At 69.3% G+C, this 19161-nt stretch carries 19 protein-coding genes, 1 tRNA gene and 1 pseudogene; 12 read left to right on the top strand and 9 right to left on the bottom strand.

Going from position 1 to position 19161, the window contains the following annotated elements:
* Positions 1–27: 27 nt before the first annotated feature.
* Both ABIE67_RS24025 and ABIE67_RS24020 read right to left on the bottom strand, forming a co-directional pair.
* Positions 28–1485: a DUF2252 domain-containing protein gene (locus ABIE67_RS24025; protein ID WP_370260697.1), complete on the bottom strand. Its 1458-nt coding sequence runs from the start codon at positions 1483–1485 to the stop codon at positions 28–30.
* Positions 1486–1725: 240 nt separating this feature from the next.
* Entirely contained in the window at positions 1726–2088 is a 363-nt protein-coding gene (locus ABIE67_RS24020) for a winged helix-turn-helix transcriptional regulator (RefSeq protein WP_370260693.1), read from the bottom strand.
* Positions 2089–2223: 135 nt separating this feature from the next.
* On the opposite strand from ABIE67_RS24020, the gene ABIE67_RS24015 reads away from it, so the two are divergent.
* A complete protein-coding gene (locus tag ABIE67_RS24015) occupies positions 2224–2874 on the top strand; it encodes an FMN-dependent NADH-azoreductase (RefSeq protein ID WP_370260689.1) in 651 nt (216 codons plus the stop codon).
* A 60-nt stretch (positions 2875–2934) separates the two neighbouring features.
* Here the strand turns inward: ABIE67_RS24015 and ABIE67_RS24010 are convergent, their stop codons facing one another.
* The gene (locus ABIE67_RS24010) at positions 2935–3177 is read right to left on the bottom strand and encodes a hypothetical protein (RefSeq protein ID WP_370260685.1); all 243 of its coding nucleotides are present in this window, start codon (positions 3175–3177) and stop codon (positions 2935–2937) included.
* A 31-nt stretch (positions 3178–3208) separates the two neighbouring features.
* Complete coding sequence (locus tag ABIE67_RS24005) at positions 3209–4474, bottom strand: glycosyltransferase 87 family protein (protein ID WP_370260680.1); 1266 nt, start codon at positions 4472–4474, stop codon at positions 3209–3211.
* Positions 4475–4631: 157 nt separating this feature from the next.
* Here ABIE67_RS24005 and ABIE67_RS24000 point away from each other — a divergent pair.
* Both ABIE67_RS24000 and ABIE67_RS23995 read left to right on the top strand, forming a co-directional pair.
* Positions 4632–4742 (top strand): annotated as a pseudogene (locus ABIE67_RS24000) (DUF1304 family protein); the annotation flags it as partial.
* A 31-nt stretch (positions 4743–4773) separates the two neighbouring features.
* Complete coding sequence (locus tag ABIE67_RS23995; RefSeq protein WP_370269705.1) at positions 4774–5094, top strand: hypothetical protein; 321 nt, start codon at positions 4774–4776, stop codon at positions 5092–5094.
* Positions 5095–5268: 174 nt separating this feature from the next.
* Here the strand turns inward: ABIE67_RS23995 and ABIE67_RS23990 are convergent.
* Positions 5269–5352, bottom strand: a tRNA-Leu gene (locus ABIE67_RS23990).
* Between the two features lie 494 nt (positions 5353–5846).
* On the opposite strand from ABIE67_RS23990, the gene ABIE67_RS23985 reads away from it, so the two are divergent.
* The 8 genes from ABIE67_RS23985 to ABIE67_RS23950 all read left to right on the top strand — a co-directional run bounded on the left by ABIE67_RS23985 (position 5847) and on the right by ABIE67_RS23950 (position 14778).
* A complete protein-coding gene (locus ABIE67_RS23985) occupies positions 5847–6728 on the top strand; it encodes an FhaA domain-containing protein (RefSeq protein WP_370260676.1) in 882 nt (293 codons plus the stop codon).
* Positions 6729–6738: 10 nt separating this feature from the next.
* Positions 6739–7251, top strand: coding sequence for an FHA domain-containing protein (locus tag ABIE67_RS23980; RefSeq protein ID WP_370260671.1), 513 nt, complete (start codon positions 6739–6741; stop codon positions 7249–7251).
* A gap of 90 nt (positions 7252–7341) precedes the next feature.
* Positions 7342–8922 carry a Stp1/IreP family PP2C-type Ser/Thr phosphatase gene (locus ABIE67_RS23975; RefSeq protein WP_370268852.1) on the top strand — a complete coding sequence of 527 codons (1581 nt, stop codon included), beginning with the start codon at positions 7342–7344 and terminating at the stop codon, positions 8920–8922.
* A 27-nt stretch (positions 8923–8949) separates the two neighbouring features.
* The gene (locus ABIE67_RS23970; protein ID WP_370260667.1) at positions 8950–10401 is read left to right on the top strand and encodes an FtsW/RodA/SpoVE family cell cycle protein; all 1452 of its coding nucleotides are present in this window, start codon (positions 8950–8952) and stop codon (positions 10399–10401) included.
* Complete coding sequence (locus tag ABIE67_RS23965) at positions 10398–11873, top strand: peptidoglycan D,D-transpeptidase FtsI family protein (RefSeq protein ID WP_370260662.1); 1476 nt, start codon at positions 10398–10400, stop codon at positions 11871–11873. Before ABIE67_RS23970 ends, ABIE67_RS23965 begins: the two co-directional genes overlap by 4 nt.
* A gap of 169 nt (positions 11874–12042) precedes the next feature.
* On the top strand, positions 12043–14076 hold the full coding sequence (gene pknB / locus ABIE67_RS23960) for a Stk1 family PASTA domain-containing Ser/Thr kinase (RefSeq protein ID WP_370260657.1): 2034 nt from the start codon (positions 12043–12045) through the stop codon (positions 14074–14076).
* A 176-nt stretch (positions 14077–14252) separates the two neighbouring features.
* A complete protein-coding gene (locus tag ABIE67_RS23955; protein WP_370260653.1) occupies positions 14253–14648 on the top strand; it encodes a hypothetical protein in 396 nt (131 codons plus the stop codon).
* A 7-nt stretch (positions 14649–14655) separates the two neighbouring features.
* On the top strand, positions 14656–14778 hold the full coding sequence (locus tag ABIE67_RS23950; protein WP_370260649.1) for a hypothetical protein: 123 nt from the start codon (positions 14656–14658) through the stop codon (positions 14776–14778).
* 85 nt (positions 14779–14863) lie between these two features.
* Here ABIE67_RS23950 and ABIE67_RS23945 read toward each other — a convergent pair whose 3' ends face one another.
* Positions 14864–15619: a class E sortase gene (locus tag ABIE67_RS23945; RefSeq protein WP_370260645.1), complete on the bottom strand. Its 756-nt coding sequence runs from the start codon at positions 15617–15619 to the stop codon at positions 14864–14866.
* 155 nt (positions 15620–15774) lie between these two features.
* Here ABIE67_RS23945 and ABIE67_RS23940 point away from each other — a divergent pair, with 155 nt between their 5' ends.
* Positions 15775–17019 carry an RNA-guided endonuclease InsQ/TnpB family protein gene (locus tag ABIE67_RS23940; RefSeq protein WP_370260641.1) on the top strand — a complete coding sequence of 415 codons (1245 nt, stop codon included), beginning with the start codon at positions 15775–15777 and terminating at the stop codon, positions 17017–17019.
* Here ABIE67_RS23940 and ABIE67_RS23935 read toward each other — a convergent pair.
* Genes ABIE67_RS23935 through ABIE67_RS23925 form a run of 3 tightly spaced genes read right to left on the bottom strand, consistent with a single transcriptional unit; the run spans position 17012 to position 19160 of the window.
* Positions 17012–18331, bottom strand: coding sequence for a class E sortase (locus ABIE67_RS23935; protein WP_370260636.1), 1320 nt, complete (start codon positions 18329–18331; stop codon positions 17012–17014). The genes ABIE67_RS23940 and ABIE67_RS23935 overlap by 8 nt on opposite strands.
* Complete coding sequence (locus tag ABIE67_RS23930) at positions 18328–18966, bottom strand: aminodeoxychorismate/anthranilate synthase component II (RefSeq protein ID WP_370260632.1); 639 nt, start codon at positions 18964–18966, stop codon at positions 18328–18330. The genes ABIE67_RS23935 and ABIE67_RS23930 overlap by 4 nt, the downstream gene beginning before the upstream one ends.
* A complete protein-coding gene (locus tag ABIE67_RS23925; RefSeq protein WP_370269701.1) occupies positions 18963–19160 on the bottom strand; it encodes a hypothetical protein in 198 nt (65 codons plus the stop codon). Before ABIE67_RS23925 ends, ABIE67_RS23930 begins: the two co-directional genes overlap by 4 nt.
* Between the last annotated feature and the right edge of the window lies 1 nt (position 19161).

Below are 19161 nucleotides of genomic sequence, written 5' to 3'. Positions count from 1 at the left end.
CCCTCACCACGAGTGCCCCCGTGCCCCTCACACCCCCGCCTCCGCCGCGATCCGGCCCGCCCGGACCGCCGCCACCAGCGCGGTGTGGTCCGCCTCGGTGCGGTCGGCGTAGGTGACGGCGAAGGTGGCGATCGCCTCGTCCAGTTCTTCGTTCTTGCCGCAGTAGCCGGAGACCAGCCGGGGGTCGACGCTGTGGGAGTGGGCGCGGGCCAGGAGGGCGCCGGTCATGCGGGCGTAGTCGTCTATCTGGTCGGCGGCCAGTGCCGCCGGGTCGACACTGCCCTTGCGGTTGCGGAACTGGCGCACCTGGAAGGGGAGTCCGTCGACCGTCGTCCAGCCCAGCAGGACATCGCTGACCACCTGCATGCGCTTCTGGCCGAGGACCACGCGCCTCCCCTCGTGCTCCGCCTCCGGCGCCTCGAAGCCGGCCGTCACCAGGTGCGGGACGAGGGCCGAGGGGCGGGCCTCCTTCACCTGGAGGACCAGTGACTCGCCCCGGTGGTCCAGGAGCAGGACGACGTACGAGCGGGTGCCCACACTGCCCGTCCCCACCACGCGGAAGGCCACGTCGTGCACCGCGTGACGGGAGAGGAGGGGGTGACGGTCCTCGGAGAGCGTGGTCACGTAGCTCTCCAGCGATGCCGCGACCGCCGCGGCCTCGGCGTCCGGCACCCGGCGCAGTACGGGCGGGGCGTCCACGAACCGACGGCCACCGTCCTCGGTCGGCTCCGTCGACTTGGCCGCGAAGCGTCCGCTGGTGTTGGCCCGCGCCTTCTCCGCGACCCGCTCCAGGGTGCCGAGCAGATCATGGGCGTCGGTGTGGGAGACGAGCTCCTCGTCCGCGATCGCGTTCCACGCGTCCAGCACCGGGAGCTTGGCCAGCAGCCGCATGGTGCGCCGGTAGGCACCGACCGTGTCGTGCGCCGCCTTGCGGCACCGGTCCTCGTCCGCGCCGGCCTCGCGGCCCGCGAGTACGAGCGAGGTGGCGAGCCGCTTGAGGTCCCACTCCCAGGGGCCGTACAGCGTCTCGTCGAAGTCGTTCAGATCGATGATCAGGCCGCCGCGCGGATCGCCGTACAGGCCGAAATTGGCCGCGTGCGCGTCGCCGCAGATCTGGGCGCGGATCCGGGTCATGGGGGTGCGGGCGAGGTCGTACGCCATGAGCCCCGCCGAGCCGCGCAGAAACGCGAAGGGTGTCGCCGCCATCCGGCCGACCCTGATCGGTGTGAGCTCGGCAAGCCGGCCGAGGTTGGATTCCTCGACGGCGGCCACGGCGTCGGGGCGGCCGGCGTCCAGATCGAGAAGGGCGTGCTCCCCACGCGGGACCCGGCCACGCAGCGCCTTGCCCTCCTCCTTGGGCGACCCGCCACCGGGCCACTCCGCAAAGCCGCGCACGCGGGGCAGCCGACGCGCCACGGATCCCGACGGCGACTCCGCTGCCACCGCGGCCGCCTCCGCCGCAGCTCCCGCACCGACCTCGGTCATATCGACCGCCTCCCCCGCTCACGCACGACCACCAACACGAACATCAACTCGTGCCGACGTTACAACCGGTGGCCGAAACGCGTCAGACCCTGTGGACAACTCCGCGGGGCCGACGACATGGCTGTGGAAAACCCCGCATCGCCCTGTATCGCCCTGAATCGGTGCGTCGGCAAGCCCGGTCATGGAGAGCCGCACGCAGCCCCGCCCTCAGCAGCCCCCGGCCGCTACGGAGACCCGACCTCAGCAGCCCCCCGACCGCTCCCCATCCCCCAGATACGTCTTCGCCCACCCGCCCAGCTCGGTCAGCGCCGGCTCCAGCGCGGCGCCCGCCTCCGTCAGCCGGTACACCACCCGCAGCGGCGGCCCCTCGTAGACCTCGCGCACCACCAGTCCCGCGGCGGCGAGTTCGGTGAGCCGGTCGGAGAGCATGCGCTCGCTGATGCCGGGGATCGCCCGGCGCAGGGCGACGAAGTACGCCGGTCCTGTGATCAGGACGGAGACGATCGGGCCGGTCCAGCGCTTGCCGAGCAGCTGGAAGACCTGCGTGATCCCGTCGTCGACCCGCTTGCACGCCCCTACGTCGTGGCTCTGCTCACCCGCCATGCCTGTCAGGGTACTGCCTTCTCGTATGGGGATGAAAAAAAGTAAGTGGCTGTGTTATCCATAGTCGAGTACGAATTTTCAGTCCCTGCGGGGCGACAGCTGTCCCGGCCCGCTCCCGTCCCATCTGGAGACCTCATGGCCACGCTCCTGCACATCGACTCCTCGGTCTTTCCGGCCGACGCCTCCTCCTCCCGGGCCGTCACCGACGCCTTCCGCCGCACGTGGCAGGAACAGCACCCGGAGGGCACGGTGATCCACCGCGACCTCGCCACCAACCCCGTGCCGCACATCACCGCCCACGCGCACACCGCCGGCTTCTCCGATCCGGCGACTCACACCCCCGAGCAGGCCGCCGCCTTCGCCGAGCGCGTGCGGCTGATCGAGGAGCTGGAGCGTGCGGACGCGGTGCTGATCGGCGCCCCGATGTACAACCTGACGATCCCGTCGACGCTGAAGGCCTGGCTGGACAACGTGGTCCTGTTCGGCCGCACGGCGGGCGAGGTGCAGTCGGTCAAGGGGACCCCGATCACCGTCGTGGCCAGCCGTGGCGGCGCCTACGGGCCGGGCACTCCGCGCGCGGGCTACGAGTACGTGCAGAACTACCTGTCGGCGGTGCTGGCCGACTTCCTCGGCGCCGACCTCGACTTCATCGTCCCGGAGCTCACGATGGCCGCCGCCGACCCGGGCATGGCCGACCTGGTCCCGCTCTTCGAGGCCTCCCGCGCGCGTGCCCTCGACGAGGCCGCCGCGAAGGCGAAGGAGCTGGCCCAGCGGCACGCGGCGTAACCCCGTCGGCGGGCACACGCGCGTGGCGGGGAGCCGGGCGACGGCTCCGGGCGCCGAGCCTCACCCGGAGTCGCCGACTCCCCGCACCGCCACACCCGTTGAGTGACCCGGCGGATCCCCCGCCGTGTGCTGCCCCATCGCTCCCGGTCCCGTCGAACCCGGTCCCATCGCTCCCGGTCCCATCGCACCCGATCCCGCCGAACCATGCCCGATCGACGGCAGACACAGCGCCACGACCAGCCCCACCACCGCCAGCACGGTGACCCGCACCAGATGCGCGCCCCGGCCTCCGGTCCCTCCCACGGTCACTTCCCCAAGACGCGCGCCCCGCCCCTCACCCATGACCGACCCCCACCAGGCGGCCGACCCGACGAGCGGCCGACACCAGCTCCGTACGCCGGAACCAGGTGGCCAGGACGAGCGGGTAGACCAGGTACCCGAACCGCGTCGCCGGGATCAGGCACATCGCCAGCCCCAACCCGAGCGCCAGCCGGTCCGCGGCCGCGACGACGGTCCTGGGCGGACGTACCGCCAACGACACCGCCACGCCGACGGCGGCGGCCGCGAGGGCGGCCATGGCGAGGACGGAGCCGCCGGGGACGTAGGTGGCCAGCAGGTACCCGGGCAGCGGGCTGGCCGCCGGTGAGCGCACCCCGCCCTGACCGAGCGGGAAGAGCACCACGTGCTCGACGAAGGCGTGCGGGTCGGCCAGGGCCACCGGCACCACGGCCAGCGCGGCCACCAGTACGGCGACGGCACCGGCCCGTACGGCCGCCCGCCGCCCCGCCGTCATCGCGAGCAGCACCAGCCCCACCGGCAGCAACGGCCAGGCCGTCCACTTCAGCGCGGCCGCGGCCCCCATCGCCAGCCCCGCCGCCGTACCGGACCCGCCCCAGCCCGCCAGCGCCAGCCCCAGGCACATCAACCCGATCACCGGCAGGTCGACCCCGCCGACGGCCAGCGGCAACGCCACCGCGGGGAAGGCCGCGAGGACGAGCACGGCCCCCGCTCCCGACTTCCCCGAGCGCCGCGCGGCGACCAGCATGCTCACCAGGAACGCGGCGCAGAACCACACCCGGGCGTCCGCGAGCGGCGTGCCGCCGAACAGCGCGTGGGCTATCCCGAAGAGCGCCATGCCGGGCAGGTACGGGTTGTAGTCGTCGACGCCGGGCGGGTGCGGTACGTACGGGCTTCCGGAGTCCAGCAGCAGGCCGCCCGAGTGCTCGACGACGTGCACCTCCGACTGCGCGGCCCCCACCGCGATCATCAGCGCCAGCGGGACCACGACGGATCCGAGCAGCGCGGCGCCCGCGGCGCGTCCGCTCCAGGCGCGCGGCGCCCGACGGGCGAGCTCCGCCGCGACGGTGTACCCGATGGCGGCGCTCGCGCCCCAGATCCGGTGCGGCGCGAGCGTCGTGAACAGGGCCAGCGACATGGCGAAGACCGCGCATCCGAGCCAGAACAGCACGTCGCGGGGTATACGGGGAGCCGGGCGGGACGGCGTGCGGCGGCCGTCCTGGACGGGCATCCGGCGTGCGGGGGCGAGGACAGGTCCGCCGGGCCTGACCCCGGCGACGAAGGAGGGTGACTCGGGTGGCATCGCTGGGCTCCTGGTGAAGGGGAGCTCCAATCTCGCGCCGAGGCGCCGTCGGCCACCTCGGCCGAACGGTCACCGTTCACAGACCGGGAAGCGAGCCGCTCAGCCGAAAGTCCGACCGCCCCGACCGGGCCGGACGGCCCACCGGCACAATCACCGCATGCATACGATCTCTGTCGTCCTCGTCGCCCTGATGGCGCTGCTGCACGCCTACATCCTGGTCCTGGAGATGTTCCTGTGGCAGCGCGGCCCGGGCCGCCGTTTCTCCGGCGTCGGACTTCCGGCGTCCGGGGACTTCGTGCTTGCTGCGCCGGCTGAGCGAGCCGAAGGAGACCGAGATCACCGACGGCGGGTCCTTCTTCACCCTGCTCGCCTTCCTCAGCCGGCTGCCCGACCCCGGACGGCAGGCGGCCGTACTGCGACGGCGACTGGACTTCCTGACCCGCCCCGCCGGCTTCTTCACCCGGTCCGGCGCCCCGGTGCGGATCAAGGACGAGGAGGACCGCTACCGCCGGGGCATGCTCGTCATGGCCAGAGCGGCCCAGCTGGCGGAACGCGCATGGCTGGAGGAGACGCTTGCCGAACTGCTCACGGCGGAGACGACCGACGATCAACGTCCATGAAGGCGCGGACGGGGCGAGCGGCGCGGAGGGAGTGAGAGAGCCCACACTCCGGCACCCCGCCGAGGATCAGCGAGCACGACTCCGACCGCGTGTAAGCATCATCACACCGGGCCGAAACGGCCCGGGAACGCCGAAACGGGCCCATCGTGATCACGATGAGCCCGTTTCGCAGTGTGCGCGAGGGGGGAGTTGAACCCCCACGCCCTTGCGGGCACTGGAACCTGAATCCAGCGCGTCTGCCTATTCCGCCACCCGCGCATTGGGTGTGTCCTCGGGCTCTTCCCTTGCGGTCCGGCGCCTTCCGACACGCAGAACATTAGCATGCCGTCCAGGGTGGATTCACATCCCTTATCCCCAGGCAGCCGCCGTGCAGCCGCCCACCAGCGCACTCGGCACACCCCGCCCGACGGCGACCGACCCACGGCGCCCTCCGCTCCGTATCAGGGCGTACCTGTTCACGTATCAACCTCGTACCGGTACCACTCATCACCCCAGGAGCCGGTCAGGCTCCACAGTCAGGTGCGGGACACTGGTCTTCGGCCGCCTCTACGATCCATGGCAAGACTGTGCCCCTGAGGAGTTCGAAGGGGAGCTCCACAGGGAACTTCGAGGGCGTCGACACCCGTCGACCGGGCCGACAGGGGGAACCAGCCGATTGACCGGCGCGTGGATACGATCAGTAAGCAGTACCAGGTAAGGCAGTGCCCGCCCGGCGGGATGCAGGACGAAGGCAACGACGGAGGAGGTGCCCCATGGGAGTCCTGAAGAAGTTCGAGCAGCGTCTCGAAGGTCTGGTCAACGGCACCTTCGCCAAGGTGTTCAAGTCCGAGGTCCAGCCCGTGGAGATCGCGGGAGCGCTCCAGCGCGAGTGCGACAACAACGCGACCATCTGGAACCGCGACCGCACGGTCGTCCCCAACGACTTCATCGTGGAGCTCAGCGCGCCGGACCACGAGCGCCTGAGCCCCTACTCCGGCCAGCTCGGCGACGAGCTCGCCGGCATGGTCCGCGACTACGCCAAGCAGCAGCGCTACACCTTCATGGGACCGATCAAGGTCAACCTGGAGAAGGCCGACGACCTCGACACCGGCCTGTACCGCGTGCGCAGCCGTACGCTCGCCGGCTCCGCCGACCAGCAGGGCGGCGGCCGCCAGGCCCCCGCACCCGCCGCCCCGGCCGGGCGGCCCGGTGGCGCCCAGGGCCAGGGCGGCTACGGCTATCCGCCGTCCGCCGCACCCACGGGCGCCCCGCCCATGCCGGCCGCGCCGCCACCCGGCGGCCGCCCCGGCGGTTACGGCTACCCGCAGCCCGCGGGCGGCCAGCGACCCCCCGCCGCACCCGCGGCCGGCGGCCGCACCCGCTACTGGATCGAGATCAACGGCACCCGCCATCAGATCTCCCGCGCCACGCTCGTGCTGGGCCGCAGCACCGACGCCGACGTGCGGATCGACGACCCCGGCGTCTCCCGCCGGCACTGCGAGATCCGGACCGGAACGCCCTCGACGATCCAGGATCTCGGGTCCACCAACGGCATCGTGGTGGACGGGCAGCACACCACCCGCGCTACGCTCCGCGACGGCTCGCGGATCGTCGTGGGCAGCACCACCGTTATCTATAGGCAAGCCGAAGGGTGAAGCGGGGGCAATGTCAGAGCTGACCCTCACGGTCATGCGGCTGGGTTTCCTGGCCGTCCTGTGGCTGTTCGTGATCGTGGCCGTGCAGGTCATCCGCAGCGACCTGTTCGGTACGCGTGTCACGCAGCGCGGAGCGCGCCGCGAGGCCGCCCGGCCGCAGCAGGCCGCACGACAGGCGGCGCCTCCGCAGCAGCGCGGCCAGCAGGGCGGCGGCCGCCAGCGCCGTAACGCCCCCACCAAGCTGGTCGTGTCCGAGGGCACCCTCACCGGCACCACCGTCGCGCTCCAGGGCCAGACCATCACCCTGGGCCGGGCGCACGACAGCACGATCGTGCTGGACGACGACTACGCCTCCAGCCGGCATGCCAGGATCTACCCGGACCGCGACGGCCAGTGGATCGTCGAGGACCTGGGCTCCACCAACGGCACGTACCTCGACCGAACGCGGCTCACGACCCCCACACCTGTTCCGCTGGGCGCGCCGATCCGCATCGGCAAGACCGTCATCGAGCTGCGGAAGTAGTACGACAATGAGCGAGCGGAGCGAGCACGCAGCGGCGGCCCCCACCAGGGGCTCCGGCGCGCTCCCGACCGGAGGGTGGGCACCGTGCGGATGTACCCGGAGCCGACGGGCGAGGTGCGCATGAGTCTGTCACTGCGCTTCGCCGCCGGATCGCACAAAGGCATGATCCGGGAGGGCAACGAGGACTCCGGATACGCCGGACCCCGCCTGCTCGCCATCGCCGACGGCATGGGCGGCGCGGCGGCCGGCGAGGTCGCCTCCTCCGAGGCCATCTCCACCATCGTCGCGCTCGACGACGACGTCCCCGGCTCCGACATCCTCACCTCGCTCGGCACCGCCGTACAGCGCGCCAACGACCAGCTGCGCGCCATGGTCGAGGAAGACCCGCAGCTGGAAGGCATGGGCACCACGCTCACCGCCCTCCTGTGGACCGGACAGCGCCTCGGCCTCGTCCACGTCGGCGACTCACGCGCGTACCTGCTCCGAGACGGCGTCCTCACGCAGATCACCCAGGACCACACCTGGGTGCAGCGCCTCGTCGACGAGGGCCGCATCACCGAAGAGGAAGCCACCACCCACCCCCAACGCTCCCTGCTGATGCGGGCGTTGGGCAGCGGCGACCACGTCGAGCCCGACCTGTCCATCCGCGAGGTCCGCGCCGGCGACCGCTACCTGATCTGCTCCGACGGCCTCTCCGGCGTCGTGTCCCACCAGACCCTTGAGGACACCCTCGCCAGCTACCAGGGCCCCCAGGAGACCGTCCAGGAGCTCATCCAGCTCGCGCTGCGCGGCGGCGGCCCCGACAACATCACCGTGATCATCGCCGACGTCCTCGACCTGGACACCGGCGACACGCTCGCCGGGCAGCTGTCCGACACCCCGGTCGTGGTCGGCGCGGTCGCCGAGAACCAGCAGCACCACCTGCACGACAACGGCATCATGCAGACCCCCGCCGGCCGCGCCTCCGGGCTCGGCCGCCAGGTGCCCGGACAGGGCGGCGGCGGCGAGTTCGGCCCGCCCGGCTCCGGCGACACCACCGGCTACGTCCCGGCAGGCAGCTTCGGCGACTACACCGACGACGACTTCGTCAAGCCCGGCCGCGGCCGCAAGTGGCTGAAGAGATCTTTCTACTCGGCCCTCACGCTCGCCGTCATCGGCGGCGGCCTGTACGGCGGCTGGCGCTGGACCCAGACGCAGTACTACGTGGGCGCCAACAACGAACACGTCGCCCTCTACCGCGGCATCAGCCAGGACCTGGCCTGGGTTTCGTTGTCGAAGGTCGAGAAGGACCACCCCGAGATCGAACTCAAGTACCTGCCGCCCTACCAGCAGAAGCTCGTCGAGGCGACCATCACCGAGGGCGGCCTGAAGGACGCCCAGACGAAGATCGACGAGCTCGCCCTGCAGGCCTCCGCGTGCAAGAAGCGGTCCGAGCAGCAGGCCGCCGAGAGCGACAACAACTCCCGGACCGGCGAGGGCGAGGCCGGAGGCACCACGGGAACCACCCGTACCTCCCTTACGTCCAAGGCGACACCGACGCCGAATCCCTCGGCCTCCAAGCCCTCGACCCCGCCCAACACCACCTCCCCGACACCGACTGCGACGCCAAGCCCCGGCCCCACTCTCTCGGAGGAAGAGCAGAAGGTCGTCTCGAACTGCGGTACGCAGTAGGCAAGCCGTGAGAGGCCCCGTCACACGATGAGCAGTACTACGAACCCGTCGACGCACCACACGTCCACGATCGGCGCCATCGGCGCGCCGAGCAGGCGCAATACCGAGCTCGCGCTGCTGTTGTTCGCGGTCGTCATTCCGGTATTCGCCTACGCCAACGTGGGGTTGGCGATCCATGACGAGGTGCCCACCGGGCTGCTCGGCTACGGCCTGGGCCTCGGCCTGCTGGCCGGCGTGGGCCATCTCGCCGTACGGAAGTTCGCGCCCTACGCGGACCCGCTGCTGCTGCCCCTGGCGACACTGCTGAACGGACTGGGGCTGGTGGCCATCTGGCGGCTGGACCAGTCGAAGCTGCTGCAGCAGATCGGGCAGGCCGGCGGCAAGGCGACCAACCAGCTGATCTACACGGCCATGGGCATCGCCCTCTTCATCGCCGTGCTGATCTTCCTCAAGGACCACCGCACGCTGCAGCGCTACACCTACATCTCCATGGCAGGCGCGCTGTTCCTGCTGCTGCTCCCGCTCGTCCCCGGCCTCGGCGCCGACATCACCTACGGCGCCAAGATCTGGATCCAGGTCGGCAGCTTCACCATCCAGCCCGGCGAGTTCGCCAAGATCGTGCTGGCGATCTTCTTCGCCGGCTACCTCATGGTCAAGCGCGACGCCCTCGCCCTGGCCAGCCGCCGCTTCATGGGCCTGTACCTGCCGCGCGGCCGCGACCTCGGCCCGATCGTCGTCGTCTGGATGATCTCGATCCTCATCCTGGTCTTCGAGACCGACCTCGGTACGTCGCTGCTGTTCTTCGGAATGTTCGTCATCATGCTGTACGTCGCCACCGAGCGGACCAGCTGGATCGTCTTCGGCCTGCTGATGTCCGCGGCCGGCGCCGTCGGCGTCGCCAGCTTCGAACCGCACGTCCAGACGCGTGTCCAGGCCTGGCTCGACCCGATGCGCGAGTACACCCTCAGCCGCACCCCCAACGGCGACGGCATGGTCCACTCCGAGCAGGCCATGCAGGCCCTGTGGGCCTTCGGCTCCGGCGGCACCCTCGGCACCGGCTGGGGCCAGGGCCACTCCGAACTCATCCGCTTCGCCGCCAACTCCGACTTCATCCTCGCCACCTTCGGCGAGGAACTGGGCCTGGCCGGCATCATGGCGATCCTGCTGATCTACGGCCTGATCGTGGAGCGCGGCGTGCGCACCGCCCTCGCCGCCCGCGACCCCTTCGGCAAGCTGCTCGCCGTCGGCCTCTCCGGCGCCTTCGCCCTCCAGGTCTTCGTCGTCGCCGGCGGCGTCATGGGCCTCATCCCGCTGACCGGTATGACGATGCCGTTCCTGGCATACGGCGGTTCCTCCGTCATCGCCAACTGGGCGCTCATCGGCGTACTCATCCGCATCAGCGACACCGCCCGCCGCCCGGCGCCCGCCCCCGCCCCCAACCCCGACGCCGAGATGACCCAGGTGGTCCGCCCGTCATGAACAAGCCCCTGCGCCGGATCGCGATCTTCTGCGGCCTTCTCGTCCTCGCCCTGCTCATCCGCGACAACTGGCTCCAGTACGTCAAGGCCGACGCCTTGCGGGAGGACCCCGACAACCGCCGGGTCCTCATCGCCCGCTACGCCACCCCCCGCGGCGACATAATCGTCGGCGGCAACCCGATCACCGGGCACACCGAGACCACGTCGGGCGACTTCAAGTTCAAGCGGACGTACAAGAACGGCGCCATGTGGGCACCCGTCACCGGCTTCGTCTCGCAGGCCTACGGCGCCAACCAGCTGGAGTCCATCCAGGACGGCATCCTCAGCGGCACCGACGACCGGCTCTTCTTCCGCAACACCCTCGACATGATCACGGGTAAGGAGAAGGAGGGCGGCAATGTCGTCACGACCCTCAACGCCGCCGCGCAGAAGGCCGCGTACAACGGCCTGAAGAACCAGGGCGGCAAGGGCGCCGTCGCCGCCATCGAGCCGTCCACCGGCAAGATCCTGGCACTGGCCTCCTTCCCGTCGTACGACCCCTCCACGATCGCCGGCGGCGGTGAGTCCGACGCGGAGGCCTGGAAGAAGCTCGACAAGAAGAACAACCCCGACGACCCGATGCTCAACCGGGCGCTGCGCGAGGTCTACCCGCCCGGCTCCACCTTCAAGGTCGTCACCGCCGCCGCGGCACTGGAGAACGGCCTCTACACGACCGCGGACGAGAAGACGAAGTCGCCCGACCCGTGGGTCATGGAGGGCACCACCACCAAGCTCCCCAACGAGGGCGACATCCCCTGCGAGAACGCGACGCTGCGGGTCGCCCTCCAGTACTCCTGCAACACCGTCTTCGGCAAGATCGGCTCCGACCTCGGCAACGACAAGATGCTGGAGGAAGCCAAGAAGTTCGGCTTCACCGAGGAGCAGTTCACGCCCACCCGCACCAGCGCCTCGGTCTTCTCCGACGACATGAACCCCTCGGAGACCGCGCTGTCCTCCATCGGCCAGTTCAACACCGCCGCCACCCCGCTGCAGATGGCGATGGTCGCCTCGGCCGTCGCCAACAACGGCACCCTGATGAAGCCGTACATGGTCGACGAGCTCCAGACGCACAACCTCGACGCCCTCGAGAAGACCGACCCCGAGGAGCTGAGCAAGCCGCTGTCGGCGGAGAACGCCCAGATCCTGCAGTCGATGATGGAGACGGTCGTCAAGGACGGCACCGGCAAGAACGCCCAGATCCCGGACGTCACGGTGGGCGGCAAGACCGGTACGGCCCAGCACGGCGTCGAGAACAGCGAGAACCCGTACGCGTGGTTCATCTCCTACGCCAAGCTCAGCGACGGCAGCTCGCCGGTGGCCGTGGCCGTGGTGGTCGAGGACGAGAAGGCGGTCCGCGACGACATCTCCGGCGGCGGCCTGGCGGCGCCCATCGCCAAGAGCGTCATGGAGGCGGTCATCGACAGCAAGAAGTGACCCCGCTCACGTCCCCTTCACATCGGTGCACGTTGCGATACCGGTCCTGTATCGGGTTACGGGCTTGGCCAGGTCACACAAGATGAGCCGGGTACGGTATGCCCGGACGGACCACCGCCACACCCACAAGGGTGACGGCGGGACCGACGGAGAGGGCTGGTAGGTAGCTATGGAAGAGCCGCGTCGCCTCGGCGGCCGGTACGAACTGGGCCAGGTGCTCGGTCGTGGTGGCATGGCGGAGGTCTACCTCGCGCATGACACCCGTCTCGGCCGCACCGTGGCGGTGAAGACGCTGCGAGCGGACCTCGCGCGCGACCCGTCCTTCCAGGCCCGGTTCCGCCGGGAGGCCCAGTCGGCCGCCTCGCTCAACCATCCCGCGATCGTCGCGGTCTACGACACGGGCGAGGACTACATCGACAATGTGTCGATTCCGTACATCGTCATGGAGTACGTAGACGGCTCCACCCTGCGTGAGCTGCTCCACTCCGGCCGCAAGCTGCTGCCGGAGCGCTCCATGGAGATGACGATCGGCATCCTCCAGGGCCTCGAGTACGCCCACCGCAGCGGCATCGTCCACCGTGACATCAAGCCGGCCAACGTCATGCTGACGCGCAACGGCCAGGTCAAGGTCATGGACTTCGGCATCGCCCGCGCCATGGGCGACTCCGGCATGACGATGACGCAGACGGCGGCCGTCATCGGCACCGCCCAGTACCTCTCGCCGGAGCAGGCAAAGGGCGAGCAGGTCGACGCCCGCTCGGACCTGTACTCGACGGGCTGCCTGCTCTACGAGCTCCTGACGGTGCGGCCGCCCTTCGTGGGCGACTCCCCGGTGGCCGTGGCCTACCAGCACGTCCGCGAGGAGGCCCAGGCCCCGTCCGTCTTCGACCCCGAGATCACGCCCGAGATGGACGCGATCGTGTTGAAGGCCCTCACCAAGGACCCTGACTACCGCTACCAGTCGGCCGACGAGATGCGCGCCGACATCGAGGCCTGCCTCGACGGCCAGCCCGTCGCCGCCACGGCCGCGATGGGCTCGGTGGGCTACGGCGGCTACCCCGACGACCAGCCGACCACGGCCCTGCGCGCCACGGACGCGGGCGCCACGTCGATGCTGCCGCCCATGAACCCGGACGACGGCGGCTACGGCTACGACGACCGCGTCGACCGGCGCCGCCAGAAGAAGTCCAGCACCTCGACGGTCCTGCTGGTCGTCGCGGCTGTGCTGGTCCTGGTGGGCGCGGTCCTGATCGGCAGGTGGATCTTCGCGGGGGACGGGGTGGCCAACGACACCACGTCCGTCCCGGACTTCGTGAGCCAAACCAAGCAGGAGGCTGAGGGCCTGGCCACAAACGCCGAACTGAAACTGGCCTTCACGGAGAAACCCTGTGAGGACCAGGTCAAGGGCAAGGTCTGCTCTCAGGACAAGCAGGCCGGCGAGAAGGTGAAGAAGCAGTCCACCGTCAATTTGGTCGTCTCGACCGGCGCCCCGAAGGTGACGGTGCCGAGCGTGATCGGGCTGAGCCTGGACGAGGCCAAGACGCAGCTCCAGGGCGACGACTACGACTTCGAGATCAAGACGGAGACCCGTGAGGTGTCCTCCGACGATCCCGGAACCGTCCTCGACCAGGACCCGCGGCGTGGCGAGGAGGTCGAGAAGGGCTCGACGATCACCCTCACCGTCGCCAAGGAAGAGGAGAAGTCCACGGTCCCGGCCGTCGTCGGCAAGACGTGCGACGAGGCGAAGGCCCAGATGACGGCCAACGACCTGGTCGGCACCTGCACCGAGGTGGAGACCCAGGACCCGAACCAGGTCGGCAAGGTCATCAGCACCTCGCCGGAGGCGGGCAGCACGGCCGACAAGAACTCCACGGTGACCATCCAGATCGGCAAGCAGGCCGAACAGAAGGCCAAGGTGCCGAACGTGGTCGGACGCACGGTCGGCCAGGCCAAGCAGATCCTCGCGGCCAGCGGCTTCACCAACATCCAGTTCGCCGACGGCAGCGACCAGAGCGACACCGCCTTCGTCACCCAGCAGGACCCGGCCGCCGACCAGGAAGTCGACGACGCGGCCGGCACCCAGATCACGCTGACCACCTTCGGCGCCGGAAACGGCAACAACGGCGGCAACAACGGCGGCGGCAACAACGGCGGCCAGATCTTCGGCGGCGTGACGGGCACGTCCGCCCGCACGGAGGACTGACCCGCACGCACGCGGCTGAGCCCCGGCGCCCTGTTCAGGGAGCCGGGGCTCAGCCATGTCCGCTGCGTAACCGCTGCCGTGACCGGGGCTCGGGTTCTGGCAGGCGCAGAACTGAGTGACTTCAAGCAACTCAGTCCCCCGCTCCCTTCTCCCGTCGTGCCGTCCCCAACGTCGCCATGTTCCTCCGCGACAGCGAAGTCGCACGTCAGGTGCGTGTGTACCTCCTCGACATGGAGTACGTGGCCCGCACACAGCCTGTGGAAAACCCGATTCCCGCTGACGTCGTCTCCCTCGAAGACCGCATCGACCAGCGCATCACCCACATCCTCGGCAAGACCGTCGTCCCCATGTTCAACGCCCTGATCGAAACGTCGGGCGAGCACCGCAGGGAGCTCGTCGCGCTCCGCGCAGGCGTCCAGCGCATCGAGCGACGGCTTCACCAGCACCACGCCCGGCTGCAGAGGCTCGAAGGGGCACCAGACGACCGGCCCACCGTCGGGGTCATGGCCGCCATGGACGCCATGTGCCGAAGTTCGTCGGCTCAGCGAAGGTTCTGTACGGCGCGGACGTAGCGCTCATGTGGCTACATGCCCCTTCACTCCCGAGGCCCTGAACATCGCAGCCGAGGCCGACATCACCGCCGTACGCCGTGGGGTACTTGAGCAGTGGAGCGCCGGAGAACCCCTGAAGATCCTGGAGTGATCGCGTCCTGACGCAAAAAGGCCCGAAGCCGCAAAGGTTGGTTGCGGCTTCGGGCCGGCTCATATCAAGCGTGACACCACGCCAGCTAACGCAGCTCCTCCGGCAAGGTCCGCTCCGCGTCCACCTTCTCCACCCGCTCCAGCTCCCCCCACACGATGTACCGGTACCGGCTCGTGTACACCGGCGTGCACGTCGTCAGCGTGATGTAGCGGCCCGCCTTCGTCTTCCCCGACTCCTTCGGGATGGCGGACAGGACCTTGACGTTGTACTTCGAGGTCTCGGGGAGGATGCCGTAGACCTTGTAGACGTACCACTTGTCCTTCGTCTCGAAGACGATCGGGTCGCCCTTCTCGATCTTGTGGATGTTGTGGAACTCCGCGCCATGGCCGTCGCGGTGGGCGGCGAGGGAGAAGTTGCCCTTCTTGCCCGAGGTCGGCAGGGTCGCCTTGACCGGGTCGGTGTAGTAGCCGGCGACACCGTCGTTGAGGATCTTCGACGACGTGCCCTTCTCGACCAGGATGTCTTCCCCGCTCATCGTGGGCACGTGCAGGAAGCCGATGCCGTTCTTCGAGTCGAACTCGGCGGGACGGCCGGAGTCCCCGTCGTCCTGGTGGGCCCAGTTGTCACGGACCTTGTCGGCCTGCTTCGCCGCCGCGCGGTCGGCGACGACGTTCGTCCACCACAGCGAGTAGACGACGAACAGGCCCAGCACCAGCCCCGCCGTGATGAGAAGTTCCCCGAACACGCTGACCGCCATCGCGATCCGGCCCATGCCGCGGCGGCGTGGCGGGGGCGCGTTGGTTTCCTCTGGTGCGCCTTCGGTAGTCGCTGCCACGTTCATCGGGGTCCTCCGTGGATGCCCTGGCCTTCAGGCCGGGAAGGAAACGTTCTCCTGCAGAACAGGGCGGGGAGAGCCAAGTCGTCGCCGGGACGATTCGGCGTCCACCACTGATAATTAGTCAGGTGTTCACAAGTCGACACGATAGTTTGTGAGCCATGCCCACTCATGTGAAGCGGGCGTTCAAGTACCGCTTCTATCCGACCGATGCGCAGGCAGCCGAGCTGTCGCGCACGTTCGGATGCGTGCGGAAGGTCTACAACCTGGCGCTCTCGGCACGTACTGCGGCGTGGGCGCTGCGGCAGGAACGGGTCAACTACAACGCAACGTCGGCGATGCTGACGGCGTGGAAGCAGACTGAGGAACTGGCATTCCTCAACGACGTCTCCTCCGTCCCGCTCCAGCAGTGTCTGAGGCACTTGCAAGCCGCATTCACCAACTTCTTCGCCAAACGGGCCAAATACCCGCGGTTCAAGTCGAAGAAGAGGTCCCGCAAATCCGCGGAGTACACCTCCAGCGCGTTCCGGTTCCGGAACGGAATGCTGACCCTGGCCAAGATGACGGAACCACTGGACATCGTGTGGTCCCGCCCCCTCCCAGAAGGCGCATCGCCGTCCATGGCGACCGTGTCCCAGGACAGCGCGGGCCGCTGGTACGTGTCCCTGCTGTGCGAGGATCCGTCGCTCAAGCCGCTCCCGCCCACCGGCGCGGCGATCGGCGTGGACGCTGGGCTCGACCACCTGCTGACCCTGTCGACCGGAGAGAAGATCACCAATCCCCGGCATGAACGGCGTGACCGCAACCGCCTGGCCAAGGCCCAGCGGCTGCATGGCCGCAAGGCCAAGGGCAGCAACAACCGGGAGAAGGCGCGCCGGAAGGTCGCCAGGGTCCACGCCCGGATCGCCGATCGCAGGCGTGACCACTTGCATCAGATCACCACTCGGCTCGTTCGTGAGAACCAAACGATCGTGATCGAGGACCTCACCGTTCGGAACCTGCTGAAGAACGGCCACCTCGCCCGCGCCATCTCCGATGCGGCGTGGAGCGAGTTCAGGAGCCTGCTGGAGTACAAAGCCCACTGGTACGGCCGCGAAGTGATCGCGGTCGACCGCTGGTTCCCTTCGTCCAAGCTCTGCTCCACCTGTGGCAGCTTGCAGGACAAGATGCCGCTCAACGTCCGTACCTGGACATGCGACAGCTGTGGCACGCCCCATGACCGGGACGTGAACGCAGCGAAGAACCTCTTGGCCGCCGGGCTGGCGGTGTCGGCCTGTGGAGCCGGTGTAAGACCTCAACGGAGCACTCCGGGCGGGCAGTCGGCGACGAAGCAGGAAGCCCTACGGCGCGAGCCGCAGGAATTCCCCTCCCGAAGGAGGGGAAGGAAGCCAACTGCCCTTAACTGACGAGCGCATCCGGCTTGCCCTTGCTGCGCGGCCGTTCCTCGACCATCTTGCCCCAGACGATCATCCGGTACTTGCTGGTGAACTCCGGCGTACACGTGGTGAGTGTGATGTAGCGGCCCGGCCCGGTGAAACCCGACCCCGGCGGAACCGGCTCCAGCACGCTCACATTGCTCGGCGACGTCACCGGCAGGATCGACGCCATCTTGTACACGAAGTACTTGTCCTGCGTCTCCACGACGATCGCGTCACCCTGGGTGAGCCGGTTGATGTACCGGAACGGTTCGCCATGGGTGTTGCGATGACCGGCCAGCCCGAAGTTCCCGGTCTTGGCATCCGGCATCGGCGTCTTCAGCTTGCCCTCGCCGTAATGACCGACCATGCCCCGGTCGAGCACCTTCTTGTTACTCACGCCCTCGGCGATCGGAACGACGACGTCCAGCTTCGGAATGTGCAGAATGGCGAACCCCTGCCCCGGCTCGAACGTCCCCGGGTTGCGCTTGCCGCTCGCCCAGTCGTCCTGGAGGCTGCTGGCCTCCTTGTCCGCCTGCGCGTGCGCCCGGACATTCGTCCACCACAGCTGGTAACTCACGAACAGCAGCATCAGCACACCGGTGGTGATGAACACCTCACCGATCGCCCGGCTCGCGAGGACCCCCGGGCTGGGCTTGCGCGCCCTGGCCTGTCTGCGGGCCTCCACACGCGAAAGGGGAGCATCGGAGCCCTCCGAACCCGTCTCCGCGGCCTCCGACGCCTGGCTGGTGCCCCCATGGCGCCCGTGACGCCGCTTGGCGGCCTTTCTGCGGGCCGCACGGCCACCCGTAGGGGTTCCTGAGGCGGAAGCGACAGAAGAGGCAGGAGAAGCCGATATGGAGTCATCGGAGGGCGGCGGATCAGGTATCCGCAGCGCCACGGTCTCGTCGTCCGCGGGAGGTATGTACAGCTCCGCGTACGGCTCTTCGGACACGACAGGCTCCTCAGCGCGGTGCCCCTCGACGCCGAAGCCCTCGACCCCGTACGCCTCACTACCGTAGGTGTCGCCGCCGTAACCCTCGCTGCCGTACCCCTCGCCGCCGTAGCCCTCACTGCCATAGCTGTCGCCGCTGCCGCCGGCATACCCGTCAGCCGCGTACTCCCCAGCTCCCTGCGCCCGCGCGACGTAGCCCTCCCCGCCGGACCACTCCCCAAGCACACCAGACCCCTCGTACGGCTGCTGCCCGTACGAGGTGCCCTGGTCGCCGGCGCCCCCGTAGGAGTCCGTGAAGGACTCCCCGTAGGCGCCGCCGGACTCGCGCTCGGGGCGCAGCGCGGTCACGCCGTGGCCCTGCCCACCACCGGGGCGAGCCCCGCCGACCTCGCCACCGCGCCCTGGTCGCCGCACTCCACCAGCCAATTGGCCAGCATCTGGTGCCCGTGCTCGGTCAACACCGACTCCGGGTGGAACTGCACACCCTCGACGGGAAGTTCACGGTGCCGCAGGCCCATGATGATCCCGTCGTGCGTCCGCGCGGTCACCTCAAGCTCGGCCGGCACGGTCTGCGGCTCGGCGGCAAGCGAGTGATAGCGGGTCGCCGTGAACGGCGTCGGCAGACCCGCGAAGACGCCCCTGCCCTCGTGCTCGACCAGCGAGGTCTTGCCGTGCAGCAGCTCCGGCGCACGATCCACCACACCGCCGTACGCCACCTGCATCGACTGCATACCGAGACAGACACCGAAGACGGGCACCCCCGTCGAGGCGCAGTGCCGCACCATCTCGATACAGACCCCGGCCTCCTCAGGCGTCCCCGGGCCCGGCGACAGCAGCACGCCGTCGAAGCCGTCCTGGGCGTGCGCCGTCGACACCTCGTCGTTGCGCAGCACCTCACACTCGGCACCCAGCTGATACAGGTACTGGACCAGGTTGAAGACGAAGCTGTCGTAGTTGTCCACGACGAGAATGCGCGCGCTCACTGGTTGTCCACCGTCACATCGTTGAAGGGCAGCAGCGGTTCGGCCCACGGAAAGACATAGTTGAACAGGACGTAGACCACGGTCACGACCAGAGCGAGCGAGATCAGCGCCCTCGCCCACGCATTCCCCGGCAGATGCCGCCAGATCCAGCCGTACATGCCGTCCCTTCCGTCGCACCACGGCACCAGACTCACG

The sequence above is a fragment of the Streptomyces sp. V4I8 genome (assembly GCF_041261225.1).
Lineage (GTDB): Bacteria > Actinomycetota > Actinomycetes > Streptomycetales > Streptomycetaceae > Streptomyces.
The sequence above is the reverse complement of the archived record's forward strand: the minus strand, read 5'-3'. Positions and strand labels throughout refer to the sequence as shown.

Bases quoted from the DNA above. Each gene is read 5' to 3' on its own strand.
- ABIE67_RS24015 (WP_370260689.1), top strand. From the start codon at position 2,224: ATGGCCACGCTCCTGCACATCGACTCCTCGGTCTTTCCGGCCGACGCC.
- ABIE67_RS23965 (WP_370260662.1), top strand. From the start codon at position 10,398: ATGAACAAGCCCCTGCGCCGGATCGCGATCTTCTGCGGCCTTCTCGTC.
- ABIE67_RS24005 (WP_370260680.1), bottom strand. From the start codon at position 4,474: ATGCCACCCGAGTCACCCTCCTTCGTCGCCGGGGTCAGGCCCGGCGGA.
- ABIE67_RS23955 (WP_370260653.1), top strand. From the start codon at position 14,253: ATGTTCCTCCGCGACAGCGAAGTCGCACGTCAGGTGCGTGTGTACCTC.
- ABIE67_RS24025 (WP_370260697.1), bottom strand. From the start codon at position 1,485: ATGACCGAGGTCGGTGCGGGAGCTGCGGCGGAGGCGGCCGCGGTGGCA.
- ABIE67_RS23970 (WP_370260667.1), top strand. From the start codon at position 8,950: ATGAGCAGTACTACGAACCCGTCGACGCACCACACGTCCACGATCGGC.
- ABIE67_RS23945 (WP_370260645.1), bottom strand. From the start codon at position 15,619: ATGAACGTGGCAGCGACTACCGAAGGCGCACCAGAGGAAACCAACGCG.
- ABIE67_RS24020 (WP_370260693.1), bottom strand. From the start codon at position 2,088: ATGGCGGGTGAGCAGAGCCACGACGTAGGGGCGTGCAAGCGGGTCGAC.
- ABIE67_RS23985 (WP_370260676.1), top strand. From the start codon at position 5,847: ATGGGAGTCCTGAAGAAGTTCGAGCAGCGTCTCGAAGGTCTGGTCAAC.
- pknB (WP_370260657.1), top strand. From the start codon at position 12,043: ATGGAAGAGCCGCGTCGCCTCGGCGGCCGGTACGAACTGGGCCAGGTG.
- ABIE67_RS23940 (WP_370260641.1), top strand. From the start codon at position 15,775: ATGCCCACTCATGTGAAGCGGGCGTTCAAGTACCGCTTCTATCCGACC.
- ABIE67_RS23975 (WP_370268852.1), top strand. From the start codon at position 7,342: ATGTACCCGGAGCCGACGGGCGAGGTGCGCATGAGTCTGTCACTGCGC.
- ABIE67_RS23980 (WP_370260671.1), top strand. From the start codon at position 6,739: ATGTCAGAGCTGACCCTCACGGTCATGCGGCTGGGTTTCCTGGCCGTC.